The organism is Caulobacter sp. DMC95, from assembly GCF_056313785.1.
The window spans coordinates 88790-104204 of record NZ_JBQUZP010000001.1; the positions used below are offsets into that span (position 1 = coordinate 88790).

12 protein-coding genes are annotated in these 15415 nt (G+C 67.0%); 4 read left to right on the forward strand and 8 right to left on the reverse strand.

From position 1 onward, the window contains the following. Nucleotides 1-229: 229 nt before the first annotated feature. The 8 genes from ACT53N_RS00430 to lptF all read right to left on the reverse strand — a co-directional run bounded on the left by ACT53N_RS00430 (nucleotide 230) and on the right by lptF (nucleotide 10217). Complete coding sequence (locus tag ACT53N_RS00430) at nucleotides 230-1882, reverse strand: sensor histidine kinase (protein ID WP_476062052.1); 1653 nt, start codon at nucleotides 1880-1882, stop codon at nucleotides 230-232. A gap of 97 nt (nucleotides 1883-1979) precedes the next feature. Beyond that, nucleotides 1980-2099: a hypothetical protein gene (locus ACT53N_RS00435; RefSeq protein WP_476062053.1), complete on the reverse strand. Its 120-nt coding sequence runs from the start codon at nucleotides 2097-2099 to the stop codon at nucleotides 1980-1982. A gap of 62 nt (nucleotides 2100-2161) precedes the next feature. Beyond that, entirely contained in the window at nucleotides 2162-2992 is an 831-nt protein-coding gene (rsmA, locus tag ACT53N_RS00440) for a 16S rRNA (adenine(1518)-N(6)/adenine(1519)-N(6))-dimethyltransferase RsmA (RefSeq protein ID WP_476062054.1), read from the reverse strand. 44 nt (nucleotides 2993-3036) lie between these two features. Continuing rightward, nucleotides 3037-4038, reverse strand: coding sequence for a 4-hydroxythreonine-4-phosphate dehydrogenase PdxA (gene pdxA, locus ACT53N_RS00445; protein ID WP_476062055.1), 1002 nt, complete (start codon nucleotides 4036-4038; stop codon nucleotides 3037-3039). Then, nucleotides 4035-5384, reverse strand: a complete 1350-nt coding sequence (locus ACT53N_RS00450) for a peptidylprolyl isomerase (RefSeq protein ID WP_476062056.1) — start codon at nucleotides 5382-5384, stop codon at nucleotides 4035-4037. The genes pdxA and ACT53N_RS00450 overlap by 4 nt, the downstream gene beginning before the upstream one ends. Nucleotides 5385-5549: 165 nt before the next feature. Further along, nucleotides 5550-7982: an LPS-assembly protein LptD gene (locus ACT53N_RS00455; protein WP_476062057.1), complete on the reverse strand. Its 2433-nt coding sequence runs from the start codon at nucleotides 7980-7982 to the stop codon at nucleotides 5550-5552. Further along, nucleotides 7975-9081: an LPS export ABC transporter permease LptG gene (lptG, locus tag ACT53N_RS00460; RefSeq protein WP_476062058.1), complete on the reverse strand. Its 1107-nt coding sequence runs from the start codon at nucleotides 9079-9081 to the stop codon at nucleotides 7975-7977. Before lptG ends, ACT53N_RS00455 begins: the two co-directional genes overlap by 8 nt. Further along, a complete protein-coding gene (lptF, locus tag ACT53N_RS00465; RefSeq protein ID WP_476062059.1) occupies nucleotides 9078-10217 on the reverse strand; it encodes an LPS export ABC transporter permease LptF in 1140 nt (379 codons plus the stop codon). Before lptF ends, lptG begins: the two co-directional genes overlap by 4 nt. 226 nt (nucleotides 10218-10443) lie before the next feature. On the opposite strand from lptF, the gene ACT53N_RS00470 reads away from it, so the two are divergent. The 4 genes from ACT53N_RS00470 to ACT53N_RS00485 all read left to right on the forward strand — a co-directional run bounded on the left by ACT53N_RS00470 (nucleotide 10444) and on the right by ACT53N_RS00485 (nucleotide 15413). Next, nucleotides 10444-11925, forward strand: a complete 1482-nt coding sequence (locus tag ACT53N_RS00470; protein WP_476062060.1) for a leucyl aminopeptidase — start codon at nucleotides 10444-10446, stop codon at nucleotides 11923-11925. Nucleotides 11926-12045: 120 nt separating this feature from the next. Further along, nucleotides 12046-12507: a DNA polymerase III subunit chi gene (locus ACT53N_RS00475; protein WP_476062061.1), complete on the forward strand. Its 462-nt coding sequence runs from the start codon at nucleotides 12046-12048 to the stop codon at nucleotides 12505-12507. Continuing rightward, nucleotides 12504-12845 (forward strand): peptidase inhibitor I78, encoded by a 342-nt coding sequence (locus ACT53N_RS00480; protein WP_476062062.1) that lies wholly within the window; start codon nucleotides 12504-12506, stop codon nucleotides 12843-12845. Before ACT53N_RS00475 ends, ACT53N_RS00480 begins: the two co-directional genes overlap by 4 nt. An 84-nt stretch (nucleotides 12846-12929) precedes the next feature. After that, nucleotides 12930-15413 carry an MASE1 domain-containing protein gene (locus ACT53N_RS00485; RefSeq protein ID WP_476062063.1) on the forward strand — a complete coding sequence of 828 codons (2484 nt, stop codon included), beginning with the start codon at nucleotides 12930-12932 and terminating at the stop codon, nucleotides 15411-15413. The last annotated feature ends 2 nt before the right edge of the window (nucleotides 15414-15415 follow it).

A 15415-nucleotide genomic window follows, 5' to 3' on the forward strand; every position in this document is an offset into this window, starting at 1 on the left:
CAGCGGCGCCGTTAGTTCCCGCCGCGAAGGCGATCCTGAACATAGGCGATCAGTTTTTCGGCCGGCGGACGGCCGAGCGCGATGAACAGGCCTGAGCCCAGCGCCGCGCCGATCAGGAATTGCAGGGTCATCGCATCTCACTCCTACGTCCCTGGAGCTATTGCCGACGCTCCATGTCCAAGCCAAGGCGACATCGGGGCGCTGCGACGATCGGTCTGCGGCGTCCGCCTCAGGCGGAGGGGCGAGGCGGGGTCTGGATCGTGAAGACGCAGGTCAGGCCCTCGGGGGCGTAGTCGAACTGCGCCGATCCCGAAAGGTCGCCGCGTAGGCTGGATGCGATGAGACGAGAGCCGAAGCCGCTTCGGGTGGGCTTCTGTGTCGGCGGCCCGCCGCGTTCCCGCCAGGTGAGCGTCAGCCGGGTGCGGCCTTCGCCCGTCCAGGAAACCTCGACCTTGCCCGCCTCGGTCGACAACGCGCCGTACTTCGACGCGTTGGTCGCCAACTCGTGGAAGATCATGGCCAGCGCGACCGCCGCGTTCGGCGCCAGCGGCATGGTGGGGCCATCGACGGCGACCTGGCTCGCGTAGGGTTGCAGCGCCTCGACCACGAGCTCGCCGAGGTCGGCGCCCTCCCAACTACGGCGGGTCAGGAGATCGTGCGCGCCCGCCAAGGCCAACAGGCGCTCATTGAACTGCGCCAGGCCTTCCTGGCCGCCTTCCTTGAGGCTGTGCCGCGCCAGCGATTGGACGACGACCAGAGTGTTCTTCACCCGATGGTTCAGCTCGTTGATCATCAACTGCTGACGCTCGGCGGCCTTCTGGGCTTCTTCGTCGCGATGCTGCAGGATCTGCGCCGCCGCGCGCAGAGATCCGCGGACCTCGGCGATCTCTTGCAGGTGCGAGGGCGCGGGGGCGAGGGGCGCGCCGGCGGCCAGGGCCTCGGCCTCGGCGACCAGGCCGCGCACGTCGCGCGAGATCGGGCGCGCGAATGCGAGCGCCGCCATCACGCCGAGGGCGATCATCAAAGCCGAGCCCAGCATTGCCGGACCCAGAGAGCCCAGGATGGTTCGATCCAGCTCATCGCGCGGCACGCCGACGATGAAGGTCCACCCATAGGTCGGCGAGCGACTGAAGGCGGACAGGGTCTCCACGCCGTCCAGCGTGTGGGTGTTGACCACGCCGTCTTGCGCGCGCGCCATAGCCGCGCGCATGTCGGGGCTGGCGTGGCGCCCGATCAGCTTGTCCTGGTCTCGGGACCGGGCCAGCAGGGCGGCGTTGCGATCGACAATGCTGGCGGTCCAGGTGTCGGGCAAGCCCTGACCGGTCACGAGGGCCTGGAAGACGGCCGGATGTTGCATGTAGCCCAGGACGAAGATCCGGCCCTTCACCAGGACAGGCACGTTCACGCCGACGATGGGGGTGGTGTTGGCGCGCGGGATCAGGTTGCTGACGTTCGACTTCCCGGTCGTCATTTCGCGCCAGGTTTCGTCGGAGATCGGCGCGTAGGGCGTCGGGGCGCCGGGCGGCATCCGTGTGTTGAGCCACTGCCGGTCCTGACTCATCAGAACCACCCAGCCGTCGCGGCCCTCGACCGCTTCGCGCGCCTGCTTCTCGAAGGTGGCGAGGTCGCCTTGCGAGAGGGCCGGAGAAACCGCCAGGCCCTGCAGCACGCTCTGGCCTTGGCCAATTTGCCGGTCGGTCGCCAACGACAGCGCGCGTGTCGTGGTCACCAACTGGGTGGCGAAGCGTCGTTGTCCCTCGGTGTACTGCATCGCCACCAAGGCGGTCATCAGCAGGATGGCGGGGGCGGCCAAGGTCAGGGCCATGAACAACAGCCGCCGCGTGACCGTGGAAGGCGCCCTTGTCGCGCTGTTGGTGGTCACGTCCGCCCCGCTCAAAAAACTGCGCGAAGCTGGCGGGCCAAGGGGGCTGCGTCAATAGGAGACCGTCGTTCGCCAGGGTTCTGGCTTCGTCGGACCCTTAGCCAGCCGTCACGACGGGCGCCCGCGCCGTCATCGAGGCGGGACGGTGGCCCTCAGCCATCACCGACAACGCGGCCAGCGACAGCAGGGTGCAGATCAGGATCAGGCGGACGGCCACGGCGTTCTCCTCGGCTTGCCGGAAGCATCAAGCGGCGCCGTGGATGAACCGGAGCTGAAGGGCTAGCCCGCCGGGGCGCTCAATGTCGCCCTTGCGAGATCGAGGAACCCCGTCAGGTCGATCACTTCGGCCCGCGCATCCGGGCTCACGCCCGCGCGCTCGCAGAGCTCTGCGCCGCCCAGGGCCTTCAGGCTGGAGCGGAGCATCTTACGCCTCTGGCCAAAGGCGGCGGCGGTCACGCGTTCCAGCGCCGCTACGACGTCGGCCGGCGGCGGGTTGGTCTTGGGAACGAGGCGCACGACGGCCGAGGCCACCTTGGGCGGCGGGGTGAAGGCCTTGGCGGGCAGGTCCATCACGGTCCTGGCCTCGCAGAGCGTCTGGGCGATGACGGCGAGGCGCCCATAGGCGTCATCGTCCGGCTGGGCGACGATGCGGTCGGCGACTTCCTTCTGGAACATCAAGGTCATCGACAGTGGGCGGAACGGACCCGTCAGCCAGTTGATCAACAACTGGGTGCCGACATTGTACGGCAGGTTCGAGACTACGTGCGCCGGCCCACCCGCCGCTTGCGCGGCGTCGACCTTGAGGGCGTCGCCTTCGACAAGCTCCAGGCGCCTGTCAGCGACCTCGGCCACCTCGGCCAGGAGGGGCAAGAACCGGCTGTCCTTCTCGATCGCCACGACGCGCGCGCCGGTTTCCAGCAGGGCGCGGGTCAGGCCGCCGGGACCCGGACCAACCTCGACGACAGTGTCGCCCTCGCCGATCTGGGCCAGGCGGGCGATCTTGCGGGTCACGTTCAGGTCCAGCAGGAAGTGCTGGCCGAAGCTCTTGCGCGCCATCAGGTCATGACGTTCCAGGGCTTCGCGCAGAGGCGGCAGATCAGCCAGGCTCATCTCGTATCTCTCCACCTGTCTATCCGACGGATAAGCAGGCCGTTCTAGGCGCCGCGACGGGCGGCGATGTCGGCCGCCAGCTTAATGGCGGCGATCAGGCTATCGGGACGGGCGATCCCGCGTCCAGCGATGTCGAACCCGGTGCCATGGTCAGGCGAGGTTCGCACGATGGGCAGGCCTAGCGTGACGTTCACGCCGCCCCAGAAGTCCAGCATCTTCACCGGGATCAGCGCCTGGTCGTGATACATGCACAGCACGCCGTCGTAGCGCGCCCGCGCCTCTGGATGGAACAGGGTGTCGGCCGGGGAGGGGCCCGACGCGTCGACACCGAGGTCCCGCAGCGTCCGCACCGCAGGTTCGATGACGTCAATTTCCTCGCGGCCCAAGGCGCCGCCTTCGCCCGCATGCGGGTTGAGAGCCGCCACCGCCAATCGCGGCGCGGCGATTGCGAAATCTCGGCGCAGCGCCTGAGCGGTTACGAGGCCGGCGTTGACGATAGCATCAGTGGTCAGCGCCGAGGGAACCTTCCCAAGCGCGGTGTGGATCGTCACCAGGGTGGCGCGCAGGTCGCCGGCCGCCAGCATCATCACCGGCCCGCGCGCGCCGTCCATCGTGGCCGCAGCGGTCAGCTCCGCCAGGAACTCGGTGTGACCGGGAAACGGGAAGCCCGCCTCGTAGAGAGGAGCCTTGGCGATCGGCGCGGTGACGAGGCCGCTGATCGTTCCAGAGAGCGCCAGACCAACGCCCGTCTCGATCCAGCGGATAATCTGTGGGGCGTGGCTGGGCGAGGGACGACCGGACACGACCGCCGAAAGCAGGGGTATGTCGATAACGGGCAGGGCGTCGGCGAACGCCTGGGCGGCTTCTTGCGGCCGTGTGACGGTGCGGACCTTCACGCCGCCGCCGGCTGACGCCAACAACTGAGCGTCGCCGATGACGACAAAGGCAGGGCCCTCGTTGCGCAGCGCGCGCCACGCCTTGGCGATGATCTCCGCGCCGACGCCGGCCGGGTCGCCGGCGCTGATGGCGAGGGGACGCGCCGTCACCGGGTTTCGATGGTGGCCTGGTTGCGCAGGTCGCGAAGATAGCGCTTGGCGATCAGAGCGAGCTGCTGGCCGCGCAGGCGGTTCTCGATCTGGTCGTGCGTCGGGGCGTTGGCCCCGCCCTGGCGCTTGCCGCAGACGGCGATCAGGTGAAGGCCCGCATCGGTGCGGATCGGATCTGAGACCTGACCCATCTCCAACTTGTTGGCCGCTTCCTGGAAGGCTGGCGCGAGGTCGGTGATCTCCGCCTCGCCGAGATCGCCGGCGACCAGGCCATCGACCTTGCCGGCCGTGGCTTCCAGCGTCTGGCAGCTGGTGATCTTGGGCTTCAGGTCGGTCAGCAGCTTGGTTGCGGCGTCGATCTGGGCCTGGGTCGCGTCCGCCGCCAGCGGCGCGGCGACCTGCTTGAGGTCGACGATCGCAGTCTTCGATCCAGCGCGCTTGTCGCGGAGATAAATGATGTACACGCCATCCCGGACCTGGATCGGGCGGGACAGCTGGCCTGGGCGCAGCTGCTCCAGCGCAGCGTCGACCTCGGGCGGCATTTCGCCTTGGCTGACCCAGCCCACCTCACCCCCGTTGGCGGCGGTAGCTGAGCCCGAAAACTGGCGGGCGACGGCCGCGAACGGTGCGCCTTGTTGCATTTGATTGATCAGCTGGGTCGCGCCGTTGACAGCGACCTCCATGCCGCCGACCCGGGCCGCGTCGAGGAACACCTCGCTGATCTGGTACTGCGGCTTGGCCGCCGCGTCCGCGAGGCGTCGCTGATAGGCCTTGATCTGGTCTTCGCCGATGCGAAGGCGCGAGCCGTACCGGCCCTGGATCCACGACTGCCAGCTGGATTCGGCCCGCAGCTGCGCGCGCCAGGTGTCCAGGCCGATGCCCTGGGCCACCAATTGCTGCTTCAGCTGTTCCGGCTGCAGCCGGTTGGACTGAGCGATATCGCCGATCTGCTCTTCGACTTCCTTGTCGGTCGAGATGATCGTGATTTTCTGTTGCTTCTCGACCCGCTTGAGCTCCTGCATCTGCAGGCGTTCGTCGATCAGGGAGCGCAGGGCCTCCTGCTCGATCTGCGGAAGGTTCTCCTGAGTCGGCTGCATGCCCGATGTCGCCATCAGCAGGCGCATGCGCTGCATCAGGTCGTAGCTCGAGATGATGTCGTCATTGACGACGGCCGCAACGCTTTCGGACAGCGGTTGAGGCGCCGCGGGCGCTTGCACTGCCGGCGCAGCAGCCTCAGGGGCCGTCTGCTGCCGGGCCATGGCGGGCGCGCCGAGGCTCGCCACGGTCAGGGCGAGAATGGACGCGGCGCCGGCCGCGAAAGTCGTCACGCTACGCGCAGACCGCATGGATAGTGTCGTTCCTCTAGCCCAGCCGCCCCTCTCGGAGCGCGGTCGTTTATCACAGTCTCGACGGCGGCGGTCGCCCAACTGGCGTTCCTTTCGGCCACCGCCCCCGATAGACGCGCTCGTCTGGCCTGCGGGTTCGCCCGCACGCCCCCCAAGCGCGGTCAATTAATTGCTGCTGTACCCTGTATCACCCAATGTGGCGAGGGTTAGGCGGAACACGATCGTACGATCCGGTTGCAGCCTCAGACCGCTGGCCGTCGAGGCGTAGCGGTCTTCCTGCTGGTAGATCACGTCGATGCGGATGCAGTCGTCCTGATAGGCCACGCCCAGGTCGCGGCGACGCCAAACGTCCTGCACCATGTCGCGTTGCCCGAACGCGGTGAGGGAGAAGCGGCTGGTCAGCTTGAGCTCGCCGCGGGCTTCGAAGTTTTCCTGACGATTGCCGTTCGCGTCCAGTTCGTCCTTCAGGTACCGGACCGAACCACTGCCGCGCTTGGTGAAGGCGTCGACGCCGGTTTCAACGCGGTGGATCTCGCGCGTTTCCGAATCGAGGCGGGTCCGGACGAAGGCGTTGATACCCGGAACGGGCGTTACGGTGGCCGCGACGATCCAGTCCGAAGACTTGCTCTGCAGACCCGTGCGGGTCGGCAGAAGGGGATCGAACTCTGAACGGAAGCTTCGGCCGACCAGGATGCTGCCGCCACGACCATCGGGGCGAGCATAGGTCGCACGACCGCCGACGTTCAGCCGCTGGCCGCCTTCGTAGAGGTCAAAGCCTGGCGACTTGTTCGCCTGGAACAGGTTGGTCTCGTCGAACTCGAGAGTCGCGCTGTCCTCATTGTAGAGGTAGCGCTTGGTCCCGTCGCGGGCGACGACCACGGGCACGCGCGAGCTTTCTGAACCGACCGCGACCTGGGCCAGAGGTTCAAGCACCACGCTGCCGCCGTTGGTCAGCGGCTTGTAGAACGGCAGGCTGAAGTCGACGCCACCGACGCCCAGGGCGCGGGTGTAGGTTTCCTTTGCGTCGTCGCCGAGCCCTCGGGCGGCGGGCGTAACGAAGGTCTTGATCGAATACGCATCGCCGCGCGCCTGAACGAACGGTGAGACCTTCAGGCCCGGTCCGATAATGTTGCTGGCGCGCCAGTCAGCCTTCACGCTGGCCCGGCTGGAGTCGACGCCGTTCTGGCCCTTGTAGGCGCCGAGAAAGTAGGGCGCTTCACCGAACTGAGACTCTGACCGGTTCAGCATCACGCCGGAACCCTGCAGACGCAGACGGCCGCCCAGCACAGGGCTTTCCGGTTCCCAGCGGGCCTCGACCAGCGGGCCGATCAGCGGAAAGGCGCCGCTGTTCTCGAAGGCGTTCGCAGAGTTGGTGGCGGCGTTGACGCCCACGACACGCAGCCCCTGCACGGACACCGCCGAGACCGAGAACCACGACCTTTGCGCCTGACGCGTCGCGTAAAGCTGCGACACCAGTCGATGGTCGTCGCTCGTGAACAGGCCGCGCTGCTGGTAGACGTCGTTGACCTTGTACTTGTCGAACAGCAGCGCGTCCGAAACCCGCTCGGCCGAGAAGCCCCATTTCCAGTGCTGGTCGATGTCGAACTTGCCGTTCGCCAGGATGTAGCTTCGGAAGGTCTCCTCGCCGAAGCGATCGCCCTTGATGTCGAATTCCTTGTCGTAGGTGAAGCCGCCGCGCGCCTCCAGCGTCCCCGAATAGAAGCGCTTGCGGTAGCTCACATTCAGGAACGGGTTGACCTGGCTGTTGATCTGCGGAGCCAGGATCACGTCCGACGACGGCGAGATCACGTGATAGTAGGGCTGGTTGTACGAAACGCCGCGGCCCTTGGAGAAGTCGAGCTTCGGGGCCAGGAAGCCAGAGCTGCGCTTGGCCTGCGGATCGGGGTGCCAGAACAGGGGCAGGTAGAGAACCGGCGCGCCCCACATCCGGATGACCGCATTCTTGTAGTAGATAAGCTGCCTTGGCTTGTCCTGGACGATCTTGTCGGCGGCGACCGACCAGGTCGGGGTCGGCTTTTCGGCGCAGACTTCGCAGGGCGTATAGATCGCCTTGTTCAGTTCCTGAATATTCTCGTTGCGGCGTACGGCGCTGGCGGCGGCGACCTTCATGTTCTGGTCAAGCCGGGCCGCGAAGTTGCGCGCGAAGCCCGCCTTCATGTCCCTGTCGAGCTCGAGATGGTCTGCGAACTCGGCGGTGCCGTCTGGGTTGATCAGTTGGACGTTTCCGTCCGCCGTGATCGCCCCGGTCTTGCTGTTGTAGATCACCTTGTCGGCGCGCAGGGTGCGGCCCTGATAGCGGGCTTCGACCGAGCCCTCGGCCGTCATGATCTGGTTCTTGTCGTCCCGGATCAGCAGGTCTGATTCCAGATAGTAGCCCTCGTCGCCAAGTCCGTCAGAGGGCGCGGCCTTCACGACGGGCGTCGCAGGGATGGTCGCGAGGCTCTGCTGGGCCTGGGCCGCGCCGGCGCAGGCCAGCGCCAGCCAAGCCGCGCCGCTCATCAGCAGCGCGCGGCCCGTGGACGGGACGCTGGAGCGCGTTTCAGTCATGGACGACCCTGGAAACAATGACTCACCCATCTTCCGTATAGCAAAGCAACGTGAAGCCCACCAAAAGCGCGATGGTCGGCGGGGTCCAGGCAGCGATGAACGGGGCCAGAACGTCGGCCTTGCCCAATGTGCTGCACAGCTCGTTGAAGAAAAAGAACCCAAAGCCCAACGCGACGCCCGAGCCGGCCAGCATGGCCAGTCCGCCCAGTCGCATCAGGCGCAGGGAAAAGGCCGCCGCCAGGACCGACATGGCCGCGAAGAGCAGGGGCGTCGCCAGATCCTGCTGCAGGCGCAGCTTAAAGGGCGCTGCTGAGAAGCCCGCGTCTTCGGTGCGCTGGATGGTGGCCGGCAAGCGCCAGAGCGCCACGGCCTGCGGGGTGTTGAAACGTTCCGACGCCGTGCGATCGTCCAGGTTGGACGGGATCGAGAGGCTATCGGAGCGGATGGCGCCCGCGCCCGGCGTGGCTTCGCGTACGCCGCTCAAGCGCCAGAATCCCGGCTCAAGGCGGGCTTCGTTCGCCTCGATCCGGCGAGTGAAGTCCATCACGCCCTTGGCGTTGAGCGTGTAGACGAAGAGCGACACGCCGCGCAGGCGCACGGAGCCATCGACAAGTTCGCGGGCGCGGGCGCGGATCACGATCTGGCTCTTGTCGTCGCCTTGGCGCAGCCATGTGCCCTTGGGCGCTTCCTTGAGATAGCCGTTCATCGTGCGGTCGCGTTCGGTCTCGAACTTGGCCGTCATCGCCGTGGTGAGCGGGTTGAGCAGGGTGATCGTCAGCAGCCCGATGACGAACGACGACGCAGCCGCCGGCATGATGAAACGCCAGGCCGAGATCCCCGCCGCGCGCATGGCGATCAGCTCGCTGCGGCGGTTCAGCTCGACGAACGCCCACATGGTGCCGAACAGGAACACGAAGGGCGCCAGCACCAGGATGGTGGCCGGAGCCTGCAGGATGGTCAGATAGAGGAGCCGCAGGAAGCTGGCGTCAGCGCGCGTGCCCACGTTGCGGGCGATGTCGACGAAGGCGATCAGCATCACCATCGCGCCCAGCACCGCCAGGGCGCCGACCAGCGCGCCCATGGTCCGCTTGAGCACATAGCGTTCCAGCATGCCCATCGTCAGCATCACGCAGCTCCCGAAAGGGCGGGTTCGGCGGCCGCAGGCTTGGCCTTGCGCCGGGGCGAGACCTTCTGGCGGAAGATCTGCGACATCGCCCAGGCCATGGCGGCTATCGGTACGACGTACTGCAGCACGTTCAGCCAGGGATCGTCCTCGCACGCGGCCTGCACGCCGAAGCCGACAATGCGGACAATGGCGGCCGCAGCGCCGACGGCGGCGATTCGCTTGCCATAGCCCATGCGGCTGAACGAACCGCCCAGCACGGCGGCTAGCGCCATGCTCATCAGGGCGATGTTGTAGAGCGGTCCGGCGAAGCGGGAGTGACCCTCGGCCAGCAGCTTTTCCTTGTTGCGCTGCTCCCACTCCTGGGTCAGGTCCGGGAAGAACAGCTCGTGCGGATAGCGGTCGGCGATCTTGTAGTGGAGCAGCTCGTCGCTGTTGAACAGGCTGGAGAGGTCGAAGGTGTACTCGTCGAACGAGGTGTACTGCAGCACGCCTTCGCGGGAGAACTGTTGGTTGCTGCCATGGCGCATGATCAGCACCGGCTCGCCCTTGCGGGTGGCGATCTCGGCCTCGCGAGACGAATAGGTCGACGCCGCGCCGTTGGGCAGCTCCTGGTGGATGAACAAGTTCTGGATCTTGTTGTCGCGGTCGATCGACTGGGCGTAGACGGTCAGGCCCGGGCCAGGTTCGGTGAACTGTCCTGGCTGAACCAGCGTCGAGGCGACGTCGGTCTTGATCTCGAAAGCCGTCTCGCGGATCTGGCGTGCGCTCCAGGGCTGCAGCCACAGGCCTGAGACCAGAGAGATCAGCGCCGCGATGATCGAGAGGCGGATCGCCGGCGAGATGACGCGCCAGCGACTCATGCCGCCGGCGAAGCAGACGACGATTTCCTGTTCGGTGTGCAGCCGGTTCAGCGCCACCAAGGCGGCCACGAACAGCGCCAGCGGCATCATGATGCCCAGGAGCTGGGGCAGGGCCAGCAGGATGATCTTCAGGAAGACCACGGCGCTCTGCCGCTGCTCCACCAGAACGTCGAACTCCGACAGGCTCCGCGCCAGCAAGGCGAGCGCCACCAGCGCCGCGGTCGCCAGAAGCGTCGGGCCTAGCAACTGCCGGAAGAGATAGCGTTCGATGAGGCGCATGAAAACGGGGATCGGGGCGGATGGATTCGTGGGACGAACCCCGAAGATGCGCCGTTCTACACGGGGGCTTAACGCCAGCACAACCGGGGACCTTGCTTGGCTGTCCCGGGTGGCGCCGAACGGAGCCTTTTCTAAGGCGCGGCATTGGACTATGCCGCCTTGATGAGGTGAGCCGGCGCGCGGTCCGACGCGCCGCTTACCGTCGCCCAAATTGCAGGAGCGCGGCATGCGTATCGAGTTCGTTTCCGTCGACACCCAGGCTGGCGCCACCGCCGCCCTCGCGGTCCTGGCTCACGAAGGCGCGGCCCTGTCGCCGGAGGCCCGCGCGGCCAACGAAGCCACGGGCGGCGCCCTGGCCCGAGCCATCGCTGGCGGTCGTTTCACCGGCGCCAAGGGCCAAACGCTCGACATCGTCGCGCCGAACGGACTGGAAGCCGCGCGTGTCGTTCTAATCGGCGTCGACGGATCTGGCGCGGTTGAGCCTGAGGCTGTCGAACTGGCCGCCGCGTCGGCCTTCCAGGCCGTGAAGACCTCGGGCGTCGTCGAGCTGGTGCTCAAGCTCGGCGCCGACGCCGAGACCGCCGCCCGCGCGGCGTTCGGCGCGCGCCTGGCGGCCTACCGCTTCGACAAGTACCGCACCACCGAAAAGGCCGAAAAGAAGCCGTCGGTCCAGGTGATCAAGATCGCCGCCGCTGATCCGGTGAAGGCGCAGAAGGCCTATGAGCCGTTGGCTGCCCTGGCGGACGCCATCGTGTTCAGCCGCGACCTCGTCTCCGAGCCGGCCAATATCCTGCACCCCGAAGAGTTCGCCGCCCGCGCCAAGGGCCTGGAGAGCCTCGGCCTCGAGGTCGAAATCCTGGGCGAGGCCGAGATGGCCAAGCTGGGCATGGGCAGCCTGCTGGGCGTGGGCCAAGGCAGCGTCCGCGAAAGCCAGCTCGTCATCATGAAATGGATGGGCGCGGCCGATAAGGCGGCGCAGCCGATCGCCTTTGTCGGCAAGGGCGTCTGCTTCGACACCGGCGGCATCTCGATCAAGCCGGCCGACGGTATGGAAGACATGAAGTGGGACATGGGCGGCGCGGCCGCCGTGGCCGGCGTCATGCACGCCCTGGCCGGTCGCAAGGCCAAGGTCAACGCCATCGGCGTGCTGGGCCTCGTGGAGAACATGCCCGACGGCAACGCCCAGCGTCCGGGCGACGTGGTCACCTCGATGTCGGGTCAGACCATCGAGGTCATCAACACCGACGCCGAAGGCCGCCTCGTGCTGGCCGACGCGCTCTGGTACACGCAGGAACGCTTCAAGCCGCAGTTCATGATCGACCTAGCGACCCTGACCGGGGCGATCATCATTTCGCTGGGTCATGACTACGCGGGTTTGTTCAGCAATAACGACGGCTTGTCCGAGAAGCTTCTCAGCGCGGGCAAGGCCGAGCGCGAGGCCCTGTGGCGCCTGCCGCTGCCGGCGGCGTACGAAAAGCAGATCGAAAGCCCGATCGCCGACATGAAGAACATCGGCGGGCGCCCCGCCGGTTCGATCACGGCGGGCCTGTTCCTGCAGCGCTTCGTCAACGGCGTGCCGTGGGCTCACCTCGATATCGCTTCGGTGGCCTGGAAGAAGCCATCGGCCGATCCCACCGTGCCGGATGGCGCCGTGGGCTTTGGCGTGCGCCTCCTCAACCGCCTCGTCGCCGACGCCTACGAAGGGTGATCCGATCAGGCTGTCATCCCGGCCCAGCGCGCAGCGCGCCGAGCCGGGACCGCCGCATGCGCCGCGTTTGTCGCGGTCCCGGGTCTTCGCTACGCTCGCCCGGGATGACAGGGAATCTCGATGACCGCTAACCCCTGCGAGGTCTGGTTCTACCACCTGGAGCGCTCGCCGCTCGAGGCGGTGCTGCCCGAGCTTCTGGAGAAGACGCTGGGGCGCGGCTGGAAGGCGCTGGTGCGCGGCGGTGATCCGCGTCGGATCGAAGCGCTGGACCAGCACCTCTGGACCTGGCGCGAGGACAGCTTCCTGCCTCACGGCCTGGCCAGCGAGCCGATGGCCGAGCGTCAGCCCGTGCTTCTCACCGCCGCCGAGGGGAACCCCAATGGCGGCGATGCGCTGTTTCTCATCGACGGGGCCGAACCTGGAGATCTTTCAGGGATTTCGCGCTGCATTCTGCTGTTCGACGGCCGAGACGATCAGGCTTTGGCGCAGGCGCGCGGACGGTGGTCGACGTTCAAGAAGGCCGGGCATCCGGTGTCGTACTGGCGCCAGGGCGCCGAGCGCGGTTGGGAGAAGCAGGCATGAGACGAGCAGCATGGGTGTTCATCTCCGTGATGGTCCTTGCGGGGTGCTCCAGCGCGCCCGAACCCGCGCCGCCGCCACCGCCCACGACGCCCACTGCGCCGCCCGCCATCGCCATTCCAACCCCGCCTCCACAGGGCGAGCCCAAGGACGAGTGCGGTCTGAAGGACGCTCAGCAGTTCATTGGCAAGCCGCGCACCAGCCTTCCGGCGCCCGTCGATCCGTCCCGTTGGCGGGTGGCGTGCACGACATGCCCGGTGACCATGGACTATCGCGCCGACCGCCTGAACATCCTGTTCAACGCTGATAACGGTATCGTCCAGCAAGTGAAGTGCGGCTAAACCCGATGCCGGCCAAGCTTTTGTGGCGTGTCGGCAAAGCGCATGAAATAACAGAATCAGCCCTTTCAAAGGCTGGTTCAAATCATGGTCGTCAAACCGACGTTGGAGACGGGATCACGGGGTGATCTGGGCGGAGCGGCCTTGGCCGGTCTGGTCGCCGCAGTCGGCTTTGCTTTTCTCGCCTATCTTTGCGTCGAGGTGCCGCGCGCCTACGATCACGTGACGCCGATCTGGCTGTCCAACGGCTTCCTCGCCGCCTTCCTGCTGTCCTCGCCGTCGCGCCGCTGGCCAGCCGTCATCCTGGGCGGAGTCATTGGCGCGCTGACCGCCGGCGCGCACGCTGGCGATAGCCCCTTGGTCAATGTGATCCTGGTGACCATGAACGTCTCGCAGGCGGTGCTGGCGGCGTTCCTCGTCCGCAGGGCGGTCGGCGACGCGATCGACCTGGGACGCCCGCGTCATATGCTCGCCTTCGTCCTTTTGGCCGGTGGGCTCGCGCCGCTGATTGTCGGCCCGATCGCAGCCTCGATCCACACGGCCTTGCGGGGCGGAGCGCTGCTGCACAACGTCATCGCCTGGGCTCTGAACGATATCCTGGGCATGCTCTGCGTTGGCCCGGCGGTCTTGGTGTTCCTCAAGGCTAGGCACTATCTCCGGGAAAAGCCGCTGACCCGTGATGGCGTGCTGTCGATCGTCGCCTGTTGCGCGATGACGCTGATCGTCTTCGCCCAGACCCGCTATCCGCTGCTGTTCCTGGTGCCGCCGATGATGCTGATCGCCGCCTGGCGCCAGGAAGTGTTCGGCGCGGCGCTCTGTTCGGTGCTGGTGGCTGCGATCGCCTTGGTGCTGACGCTGGCCGGACGGGGACCGATCAACCTCATCGACAGCGGCGGCTATGATCAGTCGTCGGTGCTGCAGTTGTTCTTGGCGGTCTCAACCTTCGTCAGCCTGCCGGCGGCGGCGCTCCAGCGGCAACGCCGTGAGATCATAGCCAAGCTGATCACGGCGCGCGCCGACGCCGAGTTGAGCGAGGCTCGCTACCGGCTTCTCGCCGAGAACGCGCTCGATATTATCGCCCACAGCGACCTCGACGGGCGGATGACCTACATGTCGCCGGCGACGCGCACGATCCTTGGATACGACGCCGAGGAGCTCCTGGGATGGGCCTATACGAAGGTGCTCCACCCGGAGGACGCCCCACGGATCGCGGATCTCGTCAAGGCGCAGCGCGAGGCCAGCGGCCGCGGCGAGGTGATGAGCGTTACCGTCGAGTACCGCGCCTTTCGCAAGGACGGCGCAATGCTCTGGCTGGAATCGCGGCCGACCCTGGCTTGTGACGCGCAGACCGGCCAACCGGTCAGCGTGACCGACATCATCCGTGACATCACCGCGCGCAAGACGTTGGAGATGGACCTGCGGGCCGCGCGCGCCGAGGCCGAGGCCGCCGCCGCTGTGAAGGGCGAGTTCCTGGCCAATATGAGTCATGAGCTGCGAACGCCGCTGACAGCGGTTATCGGGTTCGCAAACCTATTGGCCGAGGAGCCCGACCTAGGCGCGCGGTCGCGGCGTTATGTCGACCGTATCGCCACGGGCGGTCAGACTCTGCTGACGACGATCAACGACATCCTGGACTTCTCCCGCCTTGAACAGGGGCGCATCGCCCTTCAGCCGCGCCCCGTCGCGATCGCTGATCTGGTCGCCGATGTTCTGGAGATCCTGACACCCTCCGCCCGGGAGAAGCAGCTGACGCTGCGATCCGTGGAGGTTGAAGCCACGCCTGAGCGCGTGATCCTTGATCCCGAGCGCGTTCGCCAGGTGCTGCTGAACCTCCTCGGCAACGCCGTGAAATTCACTGAGGTCGGCGAAGTGGTACTTGAGGCGGCCTACGACAACGACAAGGGCCGCTTGCGCATGAGCGTGATCGACACTGGCCCAGGGGTCGGGGAGGCTGATCAGGCTCTGATCTTCACCCGCTTCGCGCAGATCGACGCGGCGCTGAATCGCGAGCATGGCGGCGCCGGTCTGGGCCTGGCCATCTCGCGCGGGCTGGTGGAGCTGATGGGCGGCGAGATTGGCGTGGCCAGCAGCCTGGGGCAGGGCGCGCGCTTCTGGTTTGAAATCCCCGCTGCGATTGTGGCGACGCCGGCCGCCGAAGGCGATGAAGACGCCCTGGAATTTCCGATGCCGCCGCCAGGGCGTCGTGTGCTGGTCGTCGACGACAACGCCGGTAATCGGGAACTGGTCCGCTCGGTGCTCGAGGCTGTCGGCGTCGAGGTGGCGGAAGCAATCGACGGCGAAGACGGCGTCGCCGCCGCGCGCGCGGAGTCCTATGACGCCATCCTGATGGACCTGCGAATGCCGCGCCTCGACGGCGTGGCGGCGGCGCTGCGGATCCGCGCGGAGCGCGGCCCCAGCGCCAAGGCGCCGATCATCGCCTTTTCAGCGGATGTGCGCGCCGGACCTCTGGACCCGGTTTTCGATGGAGCCACCCCCAAGCCGCTGACCGTGATGTCGCTTCTCTCGACGCTGGCCCAGGCCTTGGAGCCTCCCGCGCCGATAACGGCCTGAGA